Raw genomic sequence first — 17,102 nt, 5'->3', positions numbered from 1 at the left:
GATGTTGTTGCCAATGCTTCAACAATTATCAATAATTCAGAATTCAAGACAGAGCTTACTAATGTAATCAAGACAGATGAAACGTTAACTACCCTTGAGAATAAAGGAGAAGGTTTGTATACTTATACAAATGAAAAAGGAGTTGAAGTTGATATTAATGTAGTAGGAGATGTTGTTGCAAATGCTTCAACAATTTTCAATAATGCAGAAGTTACTAATTTCATCAAGGAAATTTCAGAGCAGACAGCCGGAAGTGTAACCTATAATTCAGAAACAAAACAGTTTAGTTATGTTGATGTTGCCGGGAATACTCAGGTAGTTAACATTGCTGATGTTATCAAAGGAAGTGAGACAGTTACAACTCTTGAGAATAAAGGAGAGGGATTGTATATCTATAAAAATGAGGAAGGAACTGAGGTTAATATTGATGTGGTTGGAGATGTTGTTGCCAATGCTTCAACAATTATCAATAATTCAGAATTCAAGACAGAGCTTACTAATGTAATCAAGACAGACGAAACGTTAACTACTCTTGAGAATAAAGGAGAAGGTTTGTATACTTATACAAATGAAAAAGGAGTTGAAGTTGACATCAATGTAGTAGGTGATGTTATTGGTAATGCTTCAACAATTTTCAATAATGCAGAAGTTACAAATTTCATCAAGGAAATTTCAGAGCAGACAGCCGGAAGTGTAACGTATAATTCAGAAACAAAACAGTTTAGTTATGTAGATGTTGCCGGAAACACTCAGGTAGTTAACATTGCTGATGTTATCAAAGGAAGTGAGACAGTTACAACTCTTGAGAATAAGGGAGAGGGATTGTATACCTATAAAAATGAGGAAGGAACTGAGGTTAATATTAATGTAGTTGGAGATGTTATTGCCAATGCTTCAACAATTTTCAATAATGCAGAAGTTACTAATTTCATTAAGGAAATTTCAGAGCAGACTGCCGGAAGTGTAACCTATAATTCAGAAACAAAACAGTTCAGTTATGTAGATGTTGCAGGAAACACTCAGGTGGTGAACATTGCTGATGTTATCAAAGGAAGTGAGACAGTTACAACGCTTACCAATAACGGATCAGGTTCTTATACTTATGTAAATGAAGCAGGAGCTCCATCTGATATAAATGTAGTTTCAGATGTTATTTCTAATGCTTCAACAATTTTCAATAATACTGATGTTGTAAATGAACTTACAAAAATTGTTGATAGCAAGGAAACTATCACAACGTTAGTACATAATACTACAGCAAAAACATTGGTTTATAATGGAGAAGGCGAACAGTCAACAACAATAAACCTTGCAGATATTACAACTTCAACACCTGATACTGTATTAGCAGTAAGCGGTACAGGTTCTACATTCACTGCAGCTACAGTAAATGTTGTTCCTTCAACAGTTGTAGGAGATGTAATAACAACAACTGCAGAAGGAGTCGTAGGATGGAAAGCAGCAGCTAAAAATAATGTTATGGGAATCAAAGTAATAAGTGCTGATTATACAGTAGGAAACGACGATTATACAATTATTGCGCGCAAACTAACACAGGACATTACTATTACTCTTCCTGATGCAAAAACAAATACAGGAAGACTATTGGTTATCAATCAGTATAATGTAATTATACCTAATACAAATCCTGACATTCAGGTTCCTGTAAAAGTGAATTTTAATACTGATGTTGTATATTCAGACGCGGCTTCGTATCCATACATGACAGCGAGTATGTTTGGAGGTGTAACTAATGGAAGTATAAAAATGACATTACAGTCAGATGGAGAAAATTGGTACGTAATCACATATACAATGTAATTTATTTTTAAGTTATTAAACCGGTCATGATTTAATGACCGGTACGGTAACTATAATTATTGCTGATGTATTTTTGAATTATAAATTTTTTGAATTTTTTAATGTTTTGGTAAAAGAAGAGGAAGTGTAAGCTTCCTCTTCTTTATTATGGACAGTAAATGATTCTAAAATTAAAAATATCTTTTTGAAATAAAAGCTTAAAGTTATGTCAGATTAATAGTGAATAAAATAAAAATAGAAACCTGTTTATCAATATGGTTTTCTGTTTTTTTTGTTGAAAAAAGATGGATTAATTCACCTTATTATGATACATCAATAACTTTTAAGGGGTAAGTAAATTTTGTTATTGGCTTAATTTCGCATTGTGATTTAAAGTGCAATTTGTATAAAAAATTAAAATAATATGTATGAAAAATAATTACTTATATAAAGCAGGAAAGAAACCGTTTTTTGTTTTAGGAAATTGCAAACGTCCAGTTTGCATTATAGGTTTAATGTTGGGTTTGTTTACATGTCAGGAAGTAGAAGCTCAGTTTGTTAATACAGGTGATGTAAAAGTAAGTAAAAATGCTTTGTTGTCAGTTTATATGGATTATGACAATGAGTCATCTGGAAACTTTATTAATGATGGAGAAGTGTATATTTTTAATAATTGGGCTAATAACGGTACTGTATCCTATAGTAATTCGAGTTTAGGAAAAACTTTTTTTGCAGGTAGTCAGGAACAACTTATTGTGGGTTCTAAGATAGCGAATTTTCAAAATATTATTTTTAACAATCTAACATCGCTGGTTCCATTTCAACTGAAAACCACAATTGCGGTTGGTGATAATACAGATTTCAAAAATGGAATTATTAATGCTGCTGAGTTTAATGGTAAAATGATTTTTAATGAAAATGCGTCGCATTCAAATGTTGGAAATCAAAGTTTTGTTGATGGTATGGTAGAGAAAAAAGGCGATGTAGCGTTTCAATTTCCCGTAGGTGATGAGCTTTATTTTAGACCGTCTTATCATGCGGCAGGTTCTTCTGTACAAAATGCATACACAACACAATACTTTTTTCAAAACTCTAATGACTTATATCCTCATTCAAGTAAAGATGAAACAATTGTAATGATAAATGATGCTGAATATTGGAAAATAACCCAAGATAATGGAGAAGAAAACATTGTTTTAAGTCTTACTCTTAATTCAGATACTACCCCGTCTGCTTTTTTTAATGAAAACCCTGATACCCAATTGGCAATCGTACGTTGGGATGCATCATTATCTAAATGGATAAATGATGGAGGAGAAGTAAGTGATCCGGTTTCTACGGAGAACTTTTCAAAATTATTAACTGCTCAGGTAGGCGGATATGGAATTTTTACTATGGCTATGGTTAAAAAAGCTATAGTGGAACCGGATGATTTAATTGTGTACAATGCGGTATCACCAAACGGCGACGGAATCAATGATACATTCCATATTAAAGGAATTGCCAAATATCCTGATAATACAGTTGAAATTTATAACCGTTGGGGAGTTAAAGTTTATGATGCAAAATCATATAATGAAAGTGATATCATGTTTGGAGGATATTCTGATGGACGTGTAACGGTAAAAAGAGGAGATAAACTTCCTACCGGAACATATTTTTACATCTTAAAGTATAACAATGGTGTAAAAGGTATTCAGAAATCAGGTTACTTATATATTAATAATAATTAAGACAATTATAAAAGAAATTAGAACTAATGAAAAAAATATTTTACGTAGCAACACTATTGCTGCTGGGTGTTTTTGGAGCTTCGGCGCAGCAAGAATCACAGTATACGCAATATATGTACAACACAATGTCTTTTAACCCTGGATATACGGGGTCAAGGGAGGTAATTAGTGCAATGGGATTATATAGAACTCAATGGGTTGGTTTAGAAGGTGCTCCAAAAACAATGAACTTCTCTATACAAAGTCCGTTAGGATATCATGGTAATGGTATTGGTTTAAACATTGTAAATGATGAGATTGGACCAACAAAAAATACTGGTGCGATGGTAAGTTACGCTTATACTATTGATGCTAATGATAATGTAAGGGTATCATTTGGTATATCAGGTGGTTTTGACAATTTTGAAGTTGATTATTCAAAATTAAATATTGAAAATCCGGATATTTATATGACCGGAAAAACATCTAAATTTTCACCAAATGTTGGTGCAGGGATTTATGTACACAGCCATAATTGGTATGTTGGAGCAGCAGTTCCTAAATTGTTAAAAACAGACTTTTTTGATGATGTAGCAGAATCTGTTTATTCAACGAAATCACATCTTTATTTCATAGGAGGATATGTTTTTGATTTGAATCCAAATTTAAAATTTAAACCGGCAGTTTTAGCTAAAGTTGTTCAAGGTGCTCCTGTAGCAGTCGATTTATCAGCAAATTTCCTGATCAGTAATAAGTTAACACTTGGTGCTGCATATCGTTTAAATGCAAGTGTAAGTGGTATGGCTGGTTTCCAGGTTTCGGATGCTATACAAATAGGATATGCCTATGATTATGAAACTACAAACTTGGGAAGATATAACTCCGGATCTCACGAATTATTTTTAAGATTTGATTTCTTAAGCAAATCGAAAGCGAGATTAGTTACACCAAGATTCTTCTAATAACGACTAAAACAAACATGATGATTTATAAAAAATTACAAATTACTTTTGTTTTCTTTATGGTTTGTATAATGCATATAAGTAGTATACAGGCTCAGGATAAAAAAATGGAGAAAGCAGATGCAGCATATAATAAATTTGCTTTTGTAGAGGCTGCAAAGTTGTACAAAGATATTGTTGACAAAGGAAATAATACAATAGATGCATACACGAAACTCGGGGATTGTTATTATTATAATGGAAGCTATGCTGAAGCTGCCACATGTTATTCTAAAATGATAAGCTCAACAAATGAGGTTAGCCCTGAATATTACTTTAGATATGCACAAGCTTTAAATAACAGCAAAAAATATAAAGAATCTGAAGCGATAATGAAAAAATATTACGCAAAATCAGGTACAAAAGATTTAAGTGAAAACTGGAATGAGGGAAAACTATTGGAGGCGATCCAAAAACAATCAGGTCGTTATACATTAAAACCGGTAGAAATCAATTCACCATTTTCAGATTTTGGTGCTGCAGTTTATGATAAGAATAAAGTAATTTTTACTTCGGCAAGAGATACGGGTATAGTTATAAAACGTAAACATAGTTGGAATGAAAAATCATTTTTAAAATTATATACAGCTGACATTACTACTGATGGCGGATTGCAAAATCCTGTTCTATTAAAAGGAGATGTAAATACAAAATACCATCAAAGTACTCCTGCTATAACTAAAGATGGTAAAACAATGTATTTTACAAGAAACAATTATCTTGACGGCAAAATTGGAGCTGATAAAAATGGAGCGACATATTTAAAAATCTACACAGCTGAAAATGTAAAAGGAGAGTGGAAAAACATAAAAGAGTTGGGATATCCGATTAATAGTGATGGCTTTTCATCAGCACATCCTGCATTAAGTCCTAATGAAGATGAACTTTATTTTGCTTCAGATCGAAATAATAAATTTGGTAATTCAGATTTATATGTAGTAAGTATAAAAAATGGCTTGATTAGTAATGATGTAAGAAAATTAGGAGATGAGATCAATACATTAGGTAAAGAAACGTATCCCTTCATTGATGCTTCAGGTATTTTGTATTTTTCTTCAGATGGGCATCCCGGCTTAGGTGGTTTAGATGTATATGCAGCAATTAAAGATGAGACAGGTTTATATCATGTTGTTAATTTAGGAGATGGCGTAAATACAATTGCAGATGATTTTGCTTACACAATTCAGACCGACAACAGAAGAGGGTATTTTTCTTCTAATAGAAGTGGAAATGATGATATCTATAGTTTTATAGAGAACAAACAGGTTGATTTTAATTTTAATATTAAACCAACTGTGTTCGGTGTATTAAAAGATGACACAGATGGACTTCCGATAGAAGGTGTTGCTATTGAGGCTTATAATTCTTCAAAAGAAAAAATAGGTACCTGGTATACAGATAAAAATGGTAAATATTCTGTGCCATTGGATCCTTTTGTAAATTATAATTTGATTTATAAAAAAGAGGGATTGGTTGAAGTAACAAAAAATATCTCTCCATTAAAGCCATTAGAGAAAAGGGAATTCTCGCAAAATATGATTAAGGAAATGGAAGTAATGGTTAATAATCAAAAAGTAGTACTTGAAGAAGGAGATAATCTTACTGACAAACTTAAATTGCAGCCTATTTATTTTGATTATAGTGGATATAAAATCAGACAATCATCAAAAGCTGAATTGGATAAGATTGTGGCGCTAATGATTGCCCGTCCTAGAATTACGATAACTGTAAATTCACATACGGATAGCAGAGGTAGAGATGAGTTCAATATGAAACTATCAGAGAATAGAGCCCAAGCTACGGTAGATTATATAGTAGCTAATGGAATAAGTGCGGAACGTATTAGTGGACATGGATTTGGAGAAACACGTTTGATTAACAAATGTGCTAACGGAGTAAAATGTACTGAAAAAGAACATGAACTTAACAGACGTTCAGAATTTATACTATCAGTGAGTAAATAGAGAAAATGAGATACTATTCTAAAAAAAAATATCTCTAAAGAATTTGAATTCACTATAAAGGTGAATAATAGATAATAAAAAACAGGATGTTCTTTTGAAACATCCTGTTTTTTTTATTTAAACAATTGATAAAATTGCTTTTATTTGTAAGAGAAGAAAAATAAATTGCTAATGTCTTTTCTTAATTAAATCTTCAGAAGGTTTACGTTTAAAAAGCTCATAATATTTTGATGAAAAATAGCTTAGCTTACTATAATTCAATTCGTAAACAACATCAGTTAAACTATGAAATTCACCACTTTCCAATAGTTCTTTGGCGAGGTGCATTTTTTCTGTAATAAAAAAATTATTAGGTGTGTTATTAAAACATTTTTTGAACATTTTTTTATATTTAGATTCAGACATACCTGCCATTGCTGATAAAAATGTTAAAGAAGGAAATGGACCGTATAGGTTGTTAACGAGATAGTCTCTTGTTCTGTTAACTGCTTCATTTTCAATTTCTGTTATTTCATTTTTTTCTGTTTGCGAATCATAAAATTTATTAAAAAAGTTTCCTAGCAATTTTAGAGAAATACCTTTAAGAAGAGAATCAAATGATATATCATATACAGATTTGTTCTTGATAGACTGGATTAGCAATATGCTGTTACTGTCAATGTTTCCATAATGATAAAAAGTTTTCGTATCATCTTTATCCTCATGTTTTGATTTGTTTTTACTCGAATATTTTTCTATAAAATCAGCCAATAATTTTTTATCAACGAGTAAACGTATAGCAAATGCTCTTTCGTTAACCGCTGGCTTGAAAGAACTCTCCAGTTGATTATCAATTATAGCTAAATCAAGTTTGTCAAAAGAACCAATTTCATAATCTGCATTGTTAATCTTTATCAGATTTATGTGCTCACTTAAATCATAATGAAAAATATACAGCTCGTTATTAGAATGTAATCTGGTTATTTTAAGAGGAGACGTTAATGTAAAATCAATAAAGAGAGTTGAAATTTCAGGGGTAATTTGGGCAAAATAAGTATGTCCATTGCCTAATGTTTCAGGGATCTCAATTATTTTGTTGTCAATAAGTTTAGCACCCATTTCTTCGGCTAACTGGTATTGCCATTCTGGCGTTAAACTATAAAAATGAGTAATTTTTTTCATGTACAAATAGTTTTTTATGTAAAAAATAAAAACTTGTTTTTAAATCATTTAAGCGCTACCTACAGTTGTTTGACAAATGTTTTTGGAGACATTTCAAAATGTTCTTTAAATTTTGAGGCAAAATAGGAGTTATTGGTAAAATTTAATTTGTCAGAAACTTGCGATATTGATAATTGCTTTTTTTCAAGTAACTCTTTGGCCAATAGTAGTTTATTTTCCATGAAAAATGTATTAGGGGTACAGCCTGTAATTTTTTTAAATAAATTCTTAAATTTTGATTCTGACATATTTGCTTTGCCTGCTATTACAGAAATGCTCGGGAAATGTTCTTCAATATTTTCAATTAGAAACATTTGTATAGCTATTATATTATTTAGATCTGTTTGATTAACAGTTTGGATAATAACTCTGTTACGGGATATTTTTTTTAAGTAATTAGAAATTAACATGTGTACAGTACCAACCAGATTCAGATTAAATATTGGTCCGCCTACAGGAAGTTTTCGCAAGTCATTTAATAGATGATAGCTCTCACTACTAATTCTGTCAAATCTTACAACAGTATTTTTTGTTGGATCGATTATTTTTCGGACGTCCGGAAGTATAATATTATTTTTTTCGGCAAATTCTTTTATACTGCTTTTTTTTATAAAAATGCATAAAGCATAGGTACTGCTTCCGGATTTTACAAAGTAATTAGACTCAAGAGAACCATCAATTACGGATAAGTTATATTGCCATCTTCCTACGTTTTTCATGAAATTATGACCCGATAATGTTGCTTCCCCATCAGTTAGATTATAATAAAACCCAATAAAATCACTATTTGTGTTTTTTTGAATCAGATTTAAATTTTTATTATATTTCACATTAAGATAATACGCTATAATACCATCTCCACAATCAAAAAAATATCTTGTGCCTGTTTGAAATTCTTCTGGTACTATAATAAAATTACCGTCTATTTTACCGCCAAATTGTTCTGCAAAATTTTCAACCCAATTTAAATCTGCACCATAGTAATGTTCAATTTTTTTCATGGTATTTGAATTTTAAGTATATAAAGTTAATTTATTTTATTTTATTATTGTGTAATAATTTGATTTGTAGTTATATAAGTTTGTTTGTTAATAAAAAAGAATGTTTTTTTCTTATCTAATAATGCCAATTTTTCACATTCTAAATTTTGAGCAATACTGTCGATTAATAATTTAAAATTTATCTCATATATCCTGTTAATTATGTCTTATATTATTCTAATATAAACTTTATGTGATTTTTTTAAATGTAATTGTTTCATACATTTACTTTATGCAAAAGATATGCCTGAAACTTTATTAAAACTATAACAAGTTACTAGTCACTTTTGTAGAAAATTTAGAAAATATTTTTTTGTTTTTTAAGTTGGGAATTTAGTACCAAACAGGGAAATATTACCCTGCTTACGTTATTTTTTGATTAAGTGTTTTGCGATCTATTTGTAAAATTTGAGCTGCTTTAGTTTTATTATTATTTACTGCCGCTAATACTTTTATGATCTGCTCTTTTTCATATTCTTTTAATGATTTAAGGATACCTTTTTGTTCAGGAATATGATATTTCAGATGCTCCGGAATATGCTGTAACTCTATAGTGTCATCACTCATTACAATCATGTTTTGTATGACGTTTTCGAGTTCTCTAACATTTCCTGGCCAGGAGTATCGAAGTAAGATTTCTGTAACTTTTGAATTAATTGTGATTCCTGGTTTGTTTAATTCAGCAGAATACTTTTTAATAAAATTGTTTAGTAAGTGTATTATATCTTCTTTTCGTTCTCTTAAGGGTTCTGTCTTTATATTAATAACATTTAAGCGATAATATAAATCTTCTCTAAATGTGCCTTTTTGGACCATTTGAAATAAATCGTCATTTGTTGCGGCTATAATTCTAACATCTAATTTTTCTGGAGTTCTGGATCCAACTTTTGTGATTTCTTTTTCTTGTAATACTCTTAAAAGTCTAGTTTGTAATGCTAATGATGCTGTGCCAATTTCGTCCAGAAAAATAGTTCCGCCAGAAGCGGCCTGAAAAAAGCCAATTCTGGACTCACCGGCTCCTGTAAAGGCACCTTTTACATAACCAAACAATTCAGATTCTATTAAATTTTCCGGAATTCCTGAACAGTTTACTGATATAAACGGCATGTTAGAAAAAGCTCCTTTAAAGTGAATTGCTTTTGCAATTAGTTCTTTCCCTGTACCGCTTTCGCCCTCTATAAGAACACTAACTTTGTTGTTTTCTACGCGTTTTATTATTTCTACTAAATTTTTAAATTTTTTCGAACATCCAGTTATCCCTGCATAATTGTTTTCAGCTTTATCGTGTATGCTTTCTACAATCGGTTTTCTTTTTTGAAAAGAGCTTTGTATCGCTTTTTGCAATTCTTCGGCTGTAAATGGTTTTATTAAATAATCTAATGCACCAGATTTGATGGCTCCCACGACATTTTCTATAGATGGGAGTCCGGTTATGATTAATTTTGGCAATAGAGGATAATGCTCTTCTGCGTATTTTAATAACTCAATGCCATTTACGTCAGGAATATTCAGGTCTGTAATTAATAAATCTATTGTATTGTGTTTTAGTACATCTAATGCCTCATTTACAGATGAAGCCTTATAAGTGTAATAATCAAATGATTTTAAATGACGTTGAAGTAAATTAAGCATGTCATGATTGTCATCGACAATAAGAACGTTCTCTTTTTTAAGATTCATTATAATTAATTTAGCGGTATTTTTATTGTAAAGATTGCGCCGGTAGGCTGGTTGTCTTCTATTGTTATTTCACCTTTGTGTTTTTTTATGATACCATGAACAACGCTAAGGCCGAGTCCGTTACCATCATTTAATGGTTTGGTAGTAAAAAACGGTTCAAAGATTTTATGCTTGATATCCTCGGGTACTCCGGAACCCTGGTCTTCAATTTTTATGATCACATTTTTATGATCACTTTCAACGACAATCCTAATGGAGCTTTTTTGCGGGGAAGCGTATATAGCGTTGATTAGTAAGTTGAAGAGAACCTGTGTTAGTTGTACCGAATCGACTTTTACAGCGATTTTCTCATTTTTAAAAACAACATCACTTTTAATTTCTTTTTTTTGAAAATTTTGATTCAGAGATGAAAGAACGAAATGTATAATAGGTTTTATTTCAACTAATTGTAATTGATGTGGCATCTCGCACGAGAAAAAAAGTAATTTTTTTACAATCTCGCGAGAATATAAAGCGGAATTTATTATTATAGAGATATCAGAGTCAATTTCGGGATTTGTATTATTATCCTTGATGAGCTCAGAAAATCCAAGTATATTTCCAAGAGGCGTATTAAGCTCGTGGGCAATTCCAGCGGTTATTTCACCAAGAATTGCTAATCGATCAATTCTTTCTGCACTTCTTCTAAGTAAATCTTCTCTTTCTAATTTTTTGATTTTTTCAATGTGGTTGGCAACTTCAAAAGAAATAGTATCAAGCAGTTTTTGTTCATCTTCTAAAAGATGATTTTGCATGTACTTATTTTTTGGATAATGTACTTTTATAAAACCAATATTGACACTATCTATATATAAGTAACTACTTTGATAAACAGTTTCCGGTGAAAGTGCTGCTGTTATATAGTGTTTATCCCGAATCTGAATTTCTACAATAGCATCTTCACTATATCTCCATGCCTTTTTTGTACTTACAATTATTTTTTTTAAAAATTCTTCTTGATCAGAATTTGTCTTTGATATTATTTTTGAAATCTCATAAAGGCAAGTAAGTTCTTTTACTCTCTCTTTAAGTTTTTCCTCAGCGGTAGCAAATTTCATTTTGTAGGAAGTAGTCTGTATTCTGTTTTTAAATAAAGTCCAAAATTACTTAAATAATCTTCTCTGTATTCTAAATTTAGATTTTATTTAACTATTTGATAATAAAATAAATAAGTTTTAATTTTTAGTCTTATTCTGATATTTATATACCTTATTGAGATTGTTTTTTGAGTTGTATTTTGGTGTAGGAAAAAAAAGGAAGATTTCTTGAGTTTTATTTACTTCTAATTTGTTTCAAACTATTTTTTAAAGCACATACGTTACTTATTCAAAAGTCCTATTTTACTATTCTAAAAGCTTTTGCGGTGAATATCAACTTTATGTTAAGAGTAATTTTGTCTTAGTCTTTTAGTAATTTAAAAATTATTGAAAAGATCAAAACAAAAACAAAAGATACCTAAATTAAATAGCGGTTTAAAAGAATATGAATACTTCCAAATTTTCATTAGAGTTTGAATTGAATGTTGCTGAAATACAGAAGTTAAACAAAATGTATTACAAAGATTTATATAAAGAAAGAGTTACCATTTTTTTTGCATTAATTCTGATCTTTTTAATCTTTTTAGATTTTTTTAATCTTAGTAAAGATGAAGATCTTATAATATGGGAATTAAGAAATCTTGTTGTCATTATATTGTTCTTAATGTTTCGCTATTCTTTTGTAAATGCAATCTGTAAAACCATTTTTAGGATAACTAAAAAAATAACGGATTACACTACTGTTTTAGGAAAGTATAAATTAAATTTTACCAATTCATTCATTTATGTTCACTCACCCTTAGGAGCTTTTGCACATAAATGGAGCCAGATAGAAAGAGCAGTTCTAACCAAAGATTTTTTCTTTTTATATGTAAAAGATGATGATCATCATATTATATCTATTTCGAATAAATTTAATAACGGCAGGAATATAAATGAATTAATTGCATTTGTAGAACGCAATGTAGTTGAGATTACAAAAATGTAATAATTGCTTATTTATTTTATTTGAAAACTAAAAATAACCAAACCGGAAGACCTTATTTAATTCAGTTTTATTATTGAAGAATAATAAAAAATATAAAAATGGGAAAGAAAAATATTTTAGTATGTGACAATAAAAAAGTCTTCATGAAAATGTTTAAGCGAAAATTTAGTAATGAGTTTGAATTTACTGATAGTGCAACCTTAGACCATACAGAAGATCAAATAATAAATTTCGACAGGATAGTTCTTGTTATCTACAATAAGTTTGAATTAATCGAATTTTTAAAATTTTATAAAAAAGGAACCAATATCTTAGTGTGCATTTTTAATAAAAAATTATACACAGATTTAATTTTCTTAGAAGATTTTAATGATTTGCTTCTATTAGACGGTTCAAAGACCAGAAATGAAATCATGAACGATTTAAAATCTAGTTTTAAAAGCACATTAGGTTTTAAACAACAAGTGTCTGAATCTGGTTTTTCTAATTTTTATGCACAGAAAAATCAATCTTATACTTCGATTAAAAAATTAGTAATAGCGAATGCCGGTTAATTTATTACCTACTCTTAAATAATAAGCAAAAGCAACTAAAGTTGTAAGACTAAAAAAATGCCCAAACCGAAAGGAATGGGCTTTTTGAATTAATGAAACTTTTTTATTTCATTTTATAAATTTCTGAACCGGCGAGTAAAAAACAACCCAATCCATAATCTTCAAAATCCGGAATTTTATCATTAGTTACCGGCTGACCATCTTTTGGTTCTTTTCCTGTGGATTGTAAATAGGCTAAAAATCCATTAGGCTGTAAACCTTCCGTAGTCATGGCATTCCATGCTTTTTGAATAATAGGTAAATAAGTTTCCTTTTTCAAAATTCCGTTGTTAATGCCATAAGTTATTCCATAAACAAATAATGCTGTTCCTGATAATTCTTTGCCCCCATAATTTGTTGGATCATGCAAACTTACATTCCAGAATCCATCAGGTCTTTGAATAGGAATCAATGCTGCAGCCATCAATTTTAAATCTTTTACATATTGTTCTCTGTGTGGCGCGTTTTCAGGAATTATGGTTAATACTTTTGCCAAAGCTGCAATTACCCAGCCATTGCCACGGCTCCAATAACAATCTTCGCCGTTTGGTTCTTTATATGGGGGATCAAAATCGGCATCACGCCACCACAAACCATCTTTTACATTAAACAAACCGTGATCGCCATGATTATTTCGGGTGTACATATACATTTGATACATTTTTTCGAAATAGCGATTGTCTTTTTCTAAAACACCCATTTTGGCAAAAACAGGCATTCCCATCTGTATCGCATCAATCCACGACCAATCGTCTAATTGTGGAGTGTTCAAAAGCATATTTGTATTTGCAATTGTATTTTTTAATTTTTTAGTATCAGGTTCTAAATTATATAAATCTATATAAGTTTGAGCTGCACAATAATTATCGGCATTTCGAGTCGTGTTTCCGCCATTAAATCCCCATTTATGAAATTCAGCCCACGAATAAGCATAATCATAATAAGCATCTTTAGGAAAAATTTCATGCAATGCCATTAATCCTTCATAATAAACACCGCGTGTCCAGATGTTACTTGGGCGTTCTTTGTTGGTAATGATAGTTTTACCGGTTTCAGGCCATTTTTGTATAAAATAATCATTCGCCAAAATCATTTGTTTTAGTACTAATTTTTTGTCAAATGGCTGTTGAGCACTTATTATATTGGTGTAAAAAAAGCATATCGTAAAGCTTAAAAGTAATTTTCTCATCTTATATTCGGTTAATTAGTTTGTAGTTTTTAATGGCGTAATCGTGACCGGCCCCAACAATCCCGAAGGCATCGGATTCCATTTTGTGGCGTCAAATTTTTTATAATCCTTATCAACCATATTTATTTCGTAAAAAATCTTCCATTCTTCACCTTTTAATTCTTTATCCCTGATTCTATTGGCAGAAAGATTAGTGACCTGTATTTTTAAAATGTTTTTTCCGGATTTTAAATTTTTGATATTCAGCTTGTAAGGTACAGACCATGCGGTTCCGATAAATTCATCATTAAGCCAGACTTTTGCACTTTCGCGCACATCGCCCAAATTCAAACTCCAGTTTTCTGTTTTATTATTCGGATTTTCAAATTCCAAAGAGTAAGTTGCAGATCCTGAAAAAGCTTCAGCATCTGGACTTAATTTTGTCCAGGATTCCAGAGTTGAAATTGTTGCGCTTGTTGGTAATTTTGGTCCGCCTTTGTCAAAGTTAATTTTCCAGTTTCCTTTTAAAGAAATAGCTTCGGTTACAGGTTCATAATAAATCCATTTTTTTTGAGAAGCTGTATTTTCTGTTTTTAAAAAATAAGATTGTCCCGGTTCAATTTTAATTTTTACTAAAGTATTCGAACCAGATTTTTTTACAATTGCATTTCCGGCTTCTTTCGTTAATGGATCAAGAATAATAACTTCTTTATTGCCAATTTGTAACGGAATAAATTCGTCAACTGTTTTGGGAGTGTGGTTTACCAAATAATAGATTTTTTCACCATTAATATCTCTTCTGATGAATTTTAAACCAGAATTTACAAGTGTTTCCGGTTGTATTTTTGCATTTTCTAAAGCAATAAAAATATCCGAAACCGGTTTTACAAATTCATTATTAGTCTTTAAAAGATTTTGAAGTTCTTGTTCCTGTTTTTTATAATCATTAAATCCGGGAACAGATTCCGGTAATCCTTCAAAAATAATAATTGCACCTTGTTTTTGTAAGGTTATTAATTTTTGTAAAGTGGCAAGCGGTATTTTTTTACAGGACGGAATAATTAATGACTTAAAAGTTCCACCCGGCAAACTGATCTTTCCATCAATAACCTTTGCTTCAGTAATAAAGTTATCCGATATAAAATCAACTCCATATCCTTTTTTCAGAAGGCTTTTTGTAGTATCATAAAAAGATGTTCCATATAACCATTCTGATAACGAATGTATTTTAAATTGAAAAAATAAGTTACCTTTTTGGTATTTATCCCAAACATCAAAAATGGGCCAGTAAAGTAAAATTTCGTTATCTGGTTTTCCCTGCTGCAATAAAGATTGACAATTCGAAATATACGAAAAAAGGGCAGGAGCATCTTCCCAAATACTATTGTTGGCATTAAAATTTACCGAAGCATAAAATTGCCATCCCGGCCACGCAGCTCTTGTTGGCGAATAAGTAGAACCGTGCAAGAAAATATGATTCACGCCGTTTAACATCAAATCTTCTGCCTCTGGTTTGCATTGTGATAAAGCCGTTTTGAAATGTTCTCTCAACCACGTAAAAGTCTCAGACGAAACCAGATTTTTCCCTGAAATATGTGCTGCCGAAGAGGAGAATTTTAGCATAACCGGATCAGCATCGCCTTCGCGAATGTCTTCTTTCTCGCGCCTAAAACCCGGAATATCAAAAGGCATTGAACCAAAAGTTTCACATTCAGGAATGTCCGCTGAAGCATACAAATCGATCAGGTTTCCGGGAGAACCGTGTGCCTGAAGTTTTGTTTTAAAGTTTTTGGAATTTGCCCATGCTGTCCATGGTTTGTCAAATTTATTTAGTAATAAATCAGCAATCGTTTGTTTGTAATCACTTCTTATTCGGTTACCAATTTCGTTATCGGTTTCATTTAATAAAAGAGGCATTTGTTGTTTTAAATCATAACCCCTTAAAGTTTTAAATTCCTCAAAGAATTTCGGAGTAAAATCGGTTCCGTAAACTTCATAACTATCATTAAAAATAGCTCTTATTTTTCCTTCGCGACCTTTAAAAGCACTATTAAATGGAACAACATAAGTATTCAATGCTTCTTCAGAATAATGATCTAAAGTATAACCGCTTCCTCCAGGAGCCGCTCTTTTAACCTGTTGACCGGTTTTTCCGCTAAAAACAGCATATATCGTATAATCTGTTTTAACAGCTTTCCATTTTAATTTATTTGGTTTTAGCGGATTCTGCAGCAAAACAGGATTTCCTTCAATTCCTTTGGCGTTTACTTTTGAATTTTTATCTTTTAACAGATCTGTTAAGTTTACATAACTTCCGTCATTTCCGTAAGCTACAACATATAAAAGCTCGGCAGGTACTTTTTCTTTTGTATTTTCGACTACTATATTCTTGTCAATGGTTTCATTTTTTTTAAGCTGATATTTTTCGATAATTAGTTTAGTTGCGGCATTTGGCAGTGTAACATGAGATCCGCCATAAGGCCAGCCGGTTCCTAAAACCATATCTACCTGCATGTGCAGACTGTCTGAAATGTGAATGGTATAGTCCAGCATTTCTAACCATTTTGGGGACAGATAATCTATAAAATTATTTTCTTCTCCTTTTACGCCATAAATGGGAGTTATTTCTACACCACCAATTCCGGCATTATGAAAATCTAAAAGACTTTTCTTCAAATTTGGCTTATCAACTGCACTTCCCATCCACCACCAACGTGCCCATGGCTGATTGATATTGGTAGAATTTGGCCATGGAGATTCAGATTTTTTCTGTGCAAAAGAATGACAACTCAATATGAAGCAAAAGAATACAAAGAAATAGGTTTTGATTAGTCTCATTATTAAAAATTCAAAAGATGATTATCCAATAAAGTAAAAGTA

11 protein-coding genes and 1 pseudogene are annotated in these 17,102 nt (G+C 31.0%); 6 read left to right on the top strand and 6 right to left on the bottom strand.

The window, feature by feature from the left end:
- The 4 genes and pseudogenes from AC4FQ3_RS20660 to AC4FQ3_RS20645 all read left to right on the top strand — a co-directional run.
- A pseudogene (locus AC4FQ3_RS20660) lies at positions 1-1,821 on the top strand (hypothetical protein); the annotation flags it as partial.
- A gap of 407 nt (positions 1,822-2,228) precedes the next feature.
- Positions 2,229-3,533, top strand: a complete 1,305-nt coding sequence (locus AC4FQ3_RS20655; protein ID WP_491183119.1) for a T9SS type B sorting domain-containing protein — start codon at positions 2,229-2,231, stop codon at positions 3,531-3,533.
- A 26-nt stretch (positions 3,534-3,559) separates the two neighbouring features.
- Positions 3,560-4,474, top strand: a complete 915-nt coding sequence (locus AC4FQ3_RS20650; protein ID WP_073398327.1) for a PorP/SprF family type IX secretion system membrane protein — start codon at positions 3,560-3,562, stop codon at positions 4,472-4,474.
- A 17-nt stretch (positions 4,475-4,491) separates the two neighbouring features.
- Positions 4,492-6,477 (top strand): OmpA family protein, encoded by a 1,986-nt coding sequence (locus tag AC4FQ3_RS20645; RefSeq protein WP_491183118.1) that lies wholly within the window; start codon positions 4,492-4,494, stop codon positions 6,475-6,477.
- Between the two features lie 168 nt (positions 6,478-6,645).
- Here AC4FQ3_RS20645 and AC4FQ3_RS20640 read toward each other — a convergent pair whose 3' ends face one another.
- The 4 genes from AC4FQ3_RS20640 to AC4FQ3_RS20625 all read right to left on the bottom strand — a co-directional run bounded on the left by AC4FQ3_RS20640 (position 6,646) and on the right by AC4FQ3_RS20625 (position 11,494).
- Complete coding sequence (locus AC4FQ3_RS20640; protein WP_491183117.1) at positions 6,646-7,638, bottom strand: helix-turn-helix domain-containing protein; 993 nt, start codon at positions 7,636-7,638, stop codon at positions 6,646-6,648.
- A gap of 59 nt (positions 7,639-7,697) precedes the next feature.
- Complete coding sequence (locus tag AC4FQ3_RS20635; protein ID WP_491183116.1) at positions 7,698-8,678, bottom strand: helix-turn-helix domain-containing protein; 981 nt, start codon at positions 8,676-8,678, stop codon at positions 7,698-7,700.
- A 402-nt stretch (positions 8,679-9,080) separates the two neighbouring features.
- The gene (locus tag AC4FQ3_RS20630; RefSeq protein ID WP_491183115.1) at positions 9,081-10,397 is read right to left on the bottom strand and encodes a sigma-54-dependent transcriptional regulator; all 1,317 of its coding nucleotides are present in this window, start codon (positions 10,395-10,397) and stop codon (positions 9,081-9,083) included.
- A gap of 5 nt (positions 10,398-10,402) precedes the next feature.
- Positions 10,403-11,494, bottom strand: a complete 1,092-nt coding sequence (locus AC4FQ3_RS20625; RefSeq protein ID WP_491183114.1) for a sensor histidine kinase — start codon at positions 11,492-11,494, stop codon at positions 10,403-10,405.
- Between the two features lie 424 nt (positions 11,495-11,918).
- Between AC4FQ3_RS20625 and AC4FQ3_RS20620 the strand changes: the two genes are divergently transcribed.
- Together AC4FQ3_RS20620 and AC4FQ3_RS20615 are read left to right on the top strand one after the other, a co-directional pair.
- The gene (locus AC4FQ3_RS20620; RefSeq protein ID WP_491183113.1) at positions 11,919-12,461 is read left to right on the top strand and encodes a hypothetical protein; all 543 of its coding nucleotides are present in this window, start codon (positions 11,919-11,921) and stop codon (positions 12,459-12,461) included.
- A 98-nt stretch (positions 12,462-12,559) separates the two neighbouring features.
- On the top strand, positions 12,560-13,015 hold the full coding sequence (locus AC4FQ3_RS20615; RefSeq protein ID WP_491183112.1) for a hypothetical protein: 456 nt from the start codon (positions 12,560-12,562) through the stop codon (positions 13,013-13,015).
- A gap of 103 nt (positions 13,016-13,118) precedes the next feature.
- Here the strand turns inward: AC4FQ3_RS20615 and AC4FQ3_RS20610 are convergent, their stop codons facing one another.
- Together AC4FQ3_RS20610 and AC4FQ3_RS20605 are read right to left on the bottom strand one after the other, a co-directional pair.
- Positions 13,119-14,243, bottom strand: a complete 1,125-nt coding sequence (locus AC4FQ3_RS20610) for a glycoside hydrolase family 88/105 protein (protein WP_491183111.1) — start codon at positions 14,241-14,243, stop codon at positions 13,119-13,121.
- 15 nt (positions 14,244-14,258) lie between these two features.
- Positions 14,259-17,060: a glycosyl hydrolase gene (locus tag AC4FQ3_RS20605; RefSeq protein ID WP_491183110.1), complete on the bottom strand. Its 2,802-nt coding sequence runs from the start codon at positions 17,058-17,060 to the stop codon at positions 14,259-14,261.
- Positions 17,061-17,102 lie beyond the last annotated feature (42 nt).

Source organism: Flavobacterium sp. AK-345, from assembly GCF_058310175.1.
The sequence above is the reverse complement of the archived record's forward strand: the minus strand, read 5'-3'. Positions and strand labels throughout refer to the sequence as shown.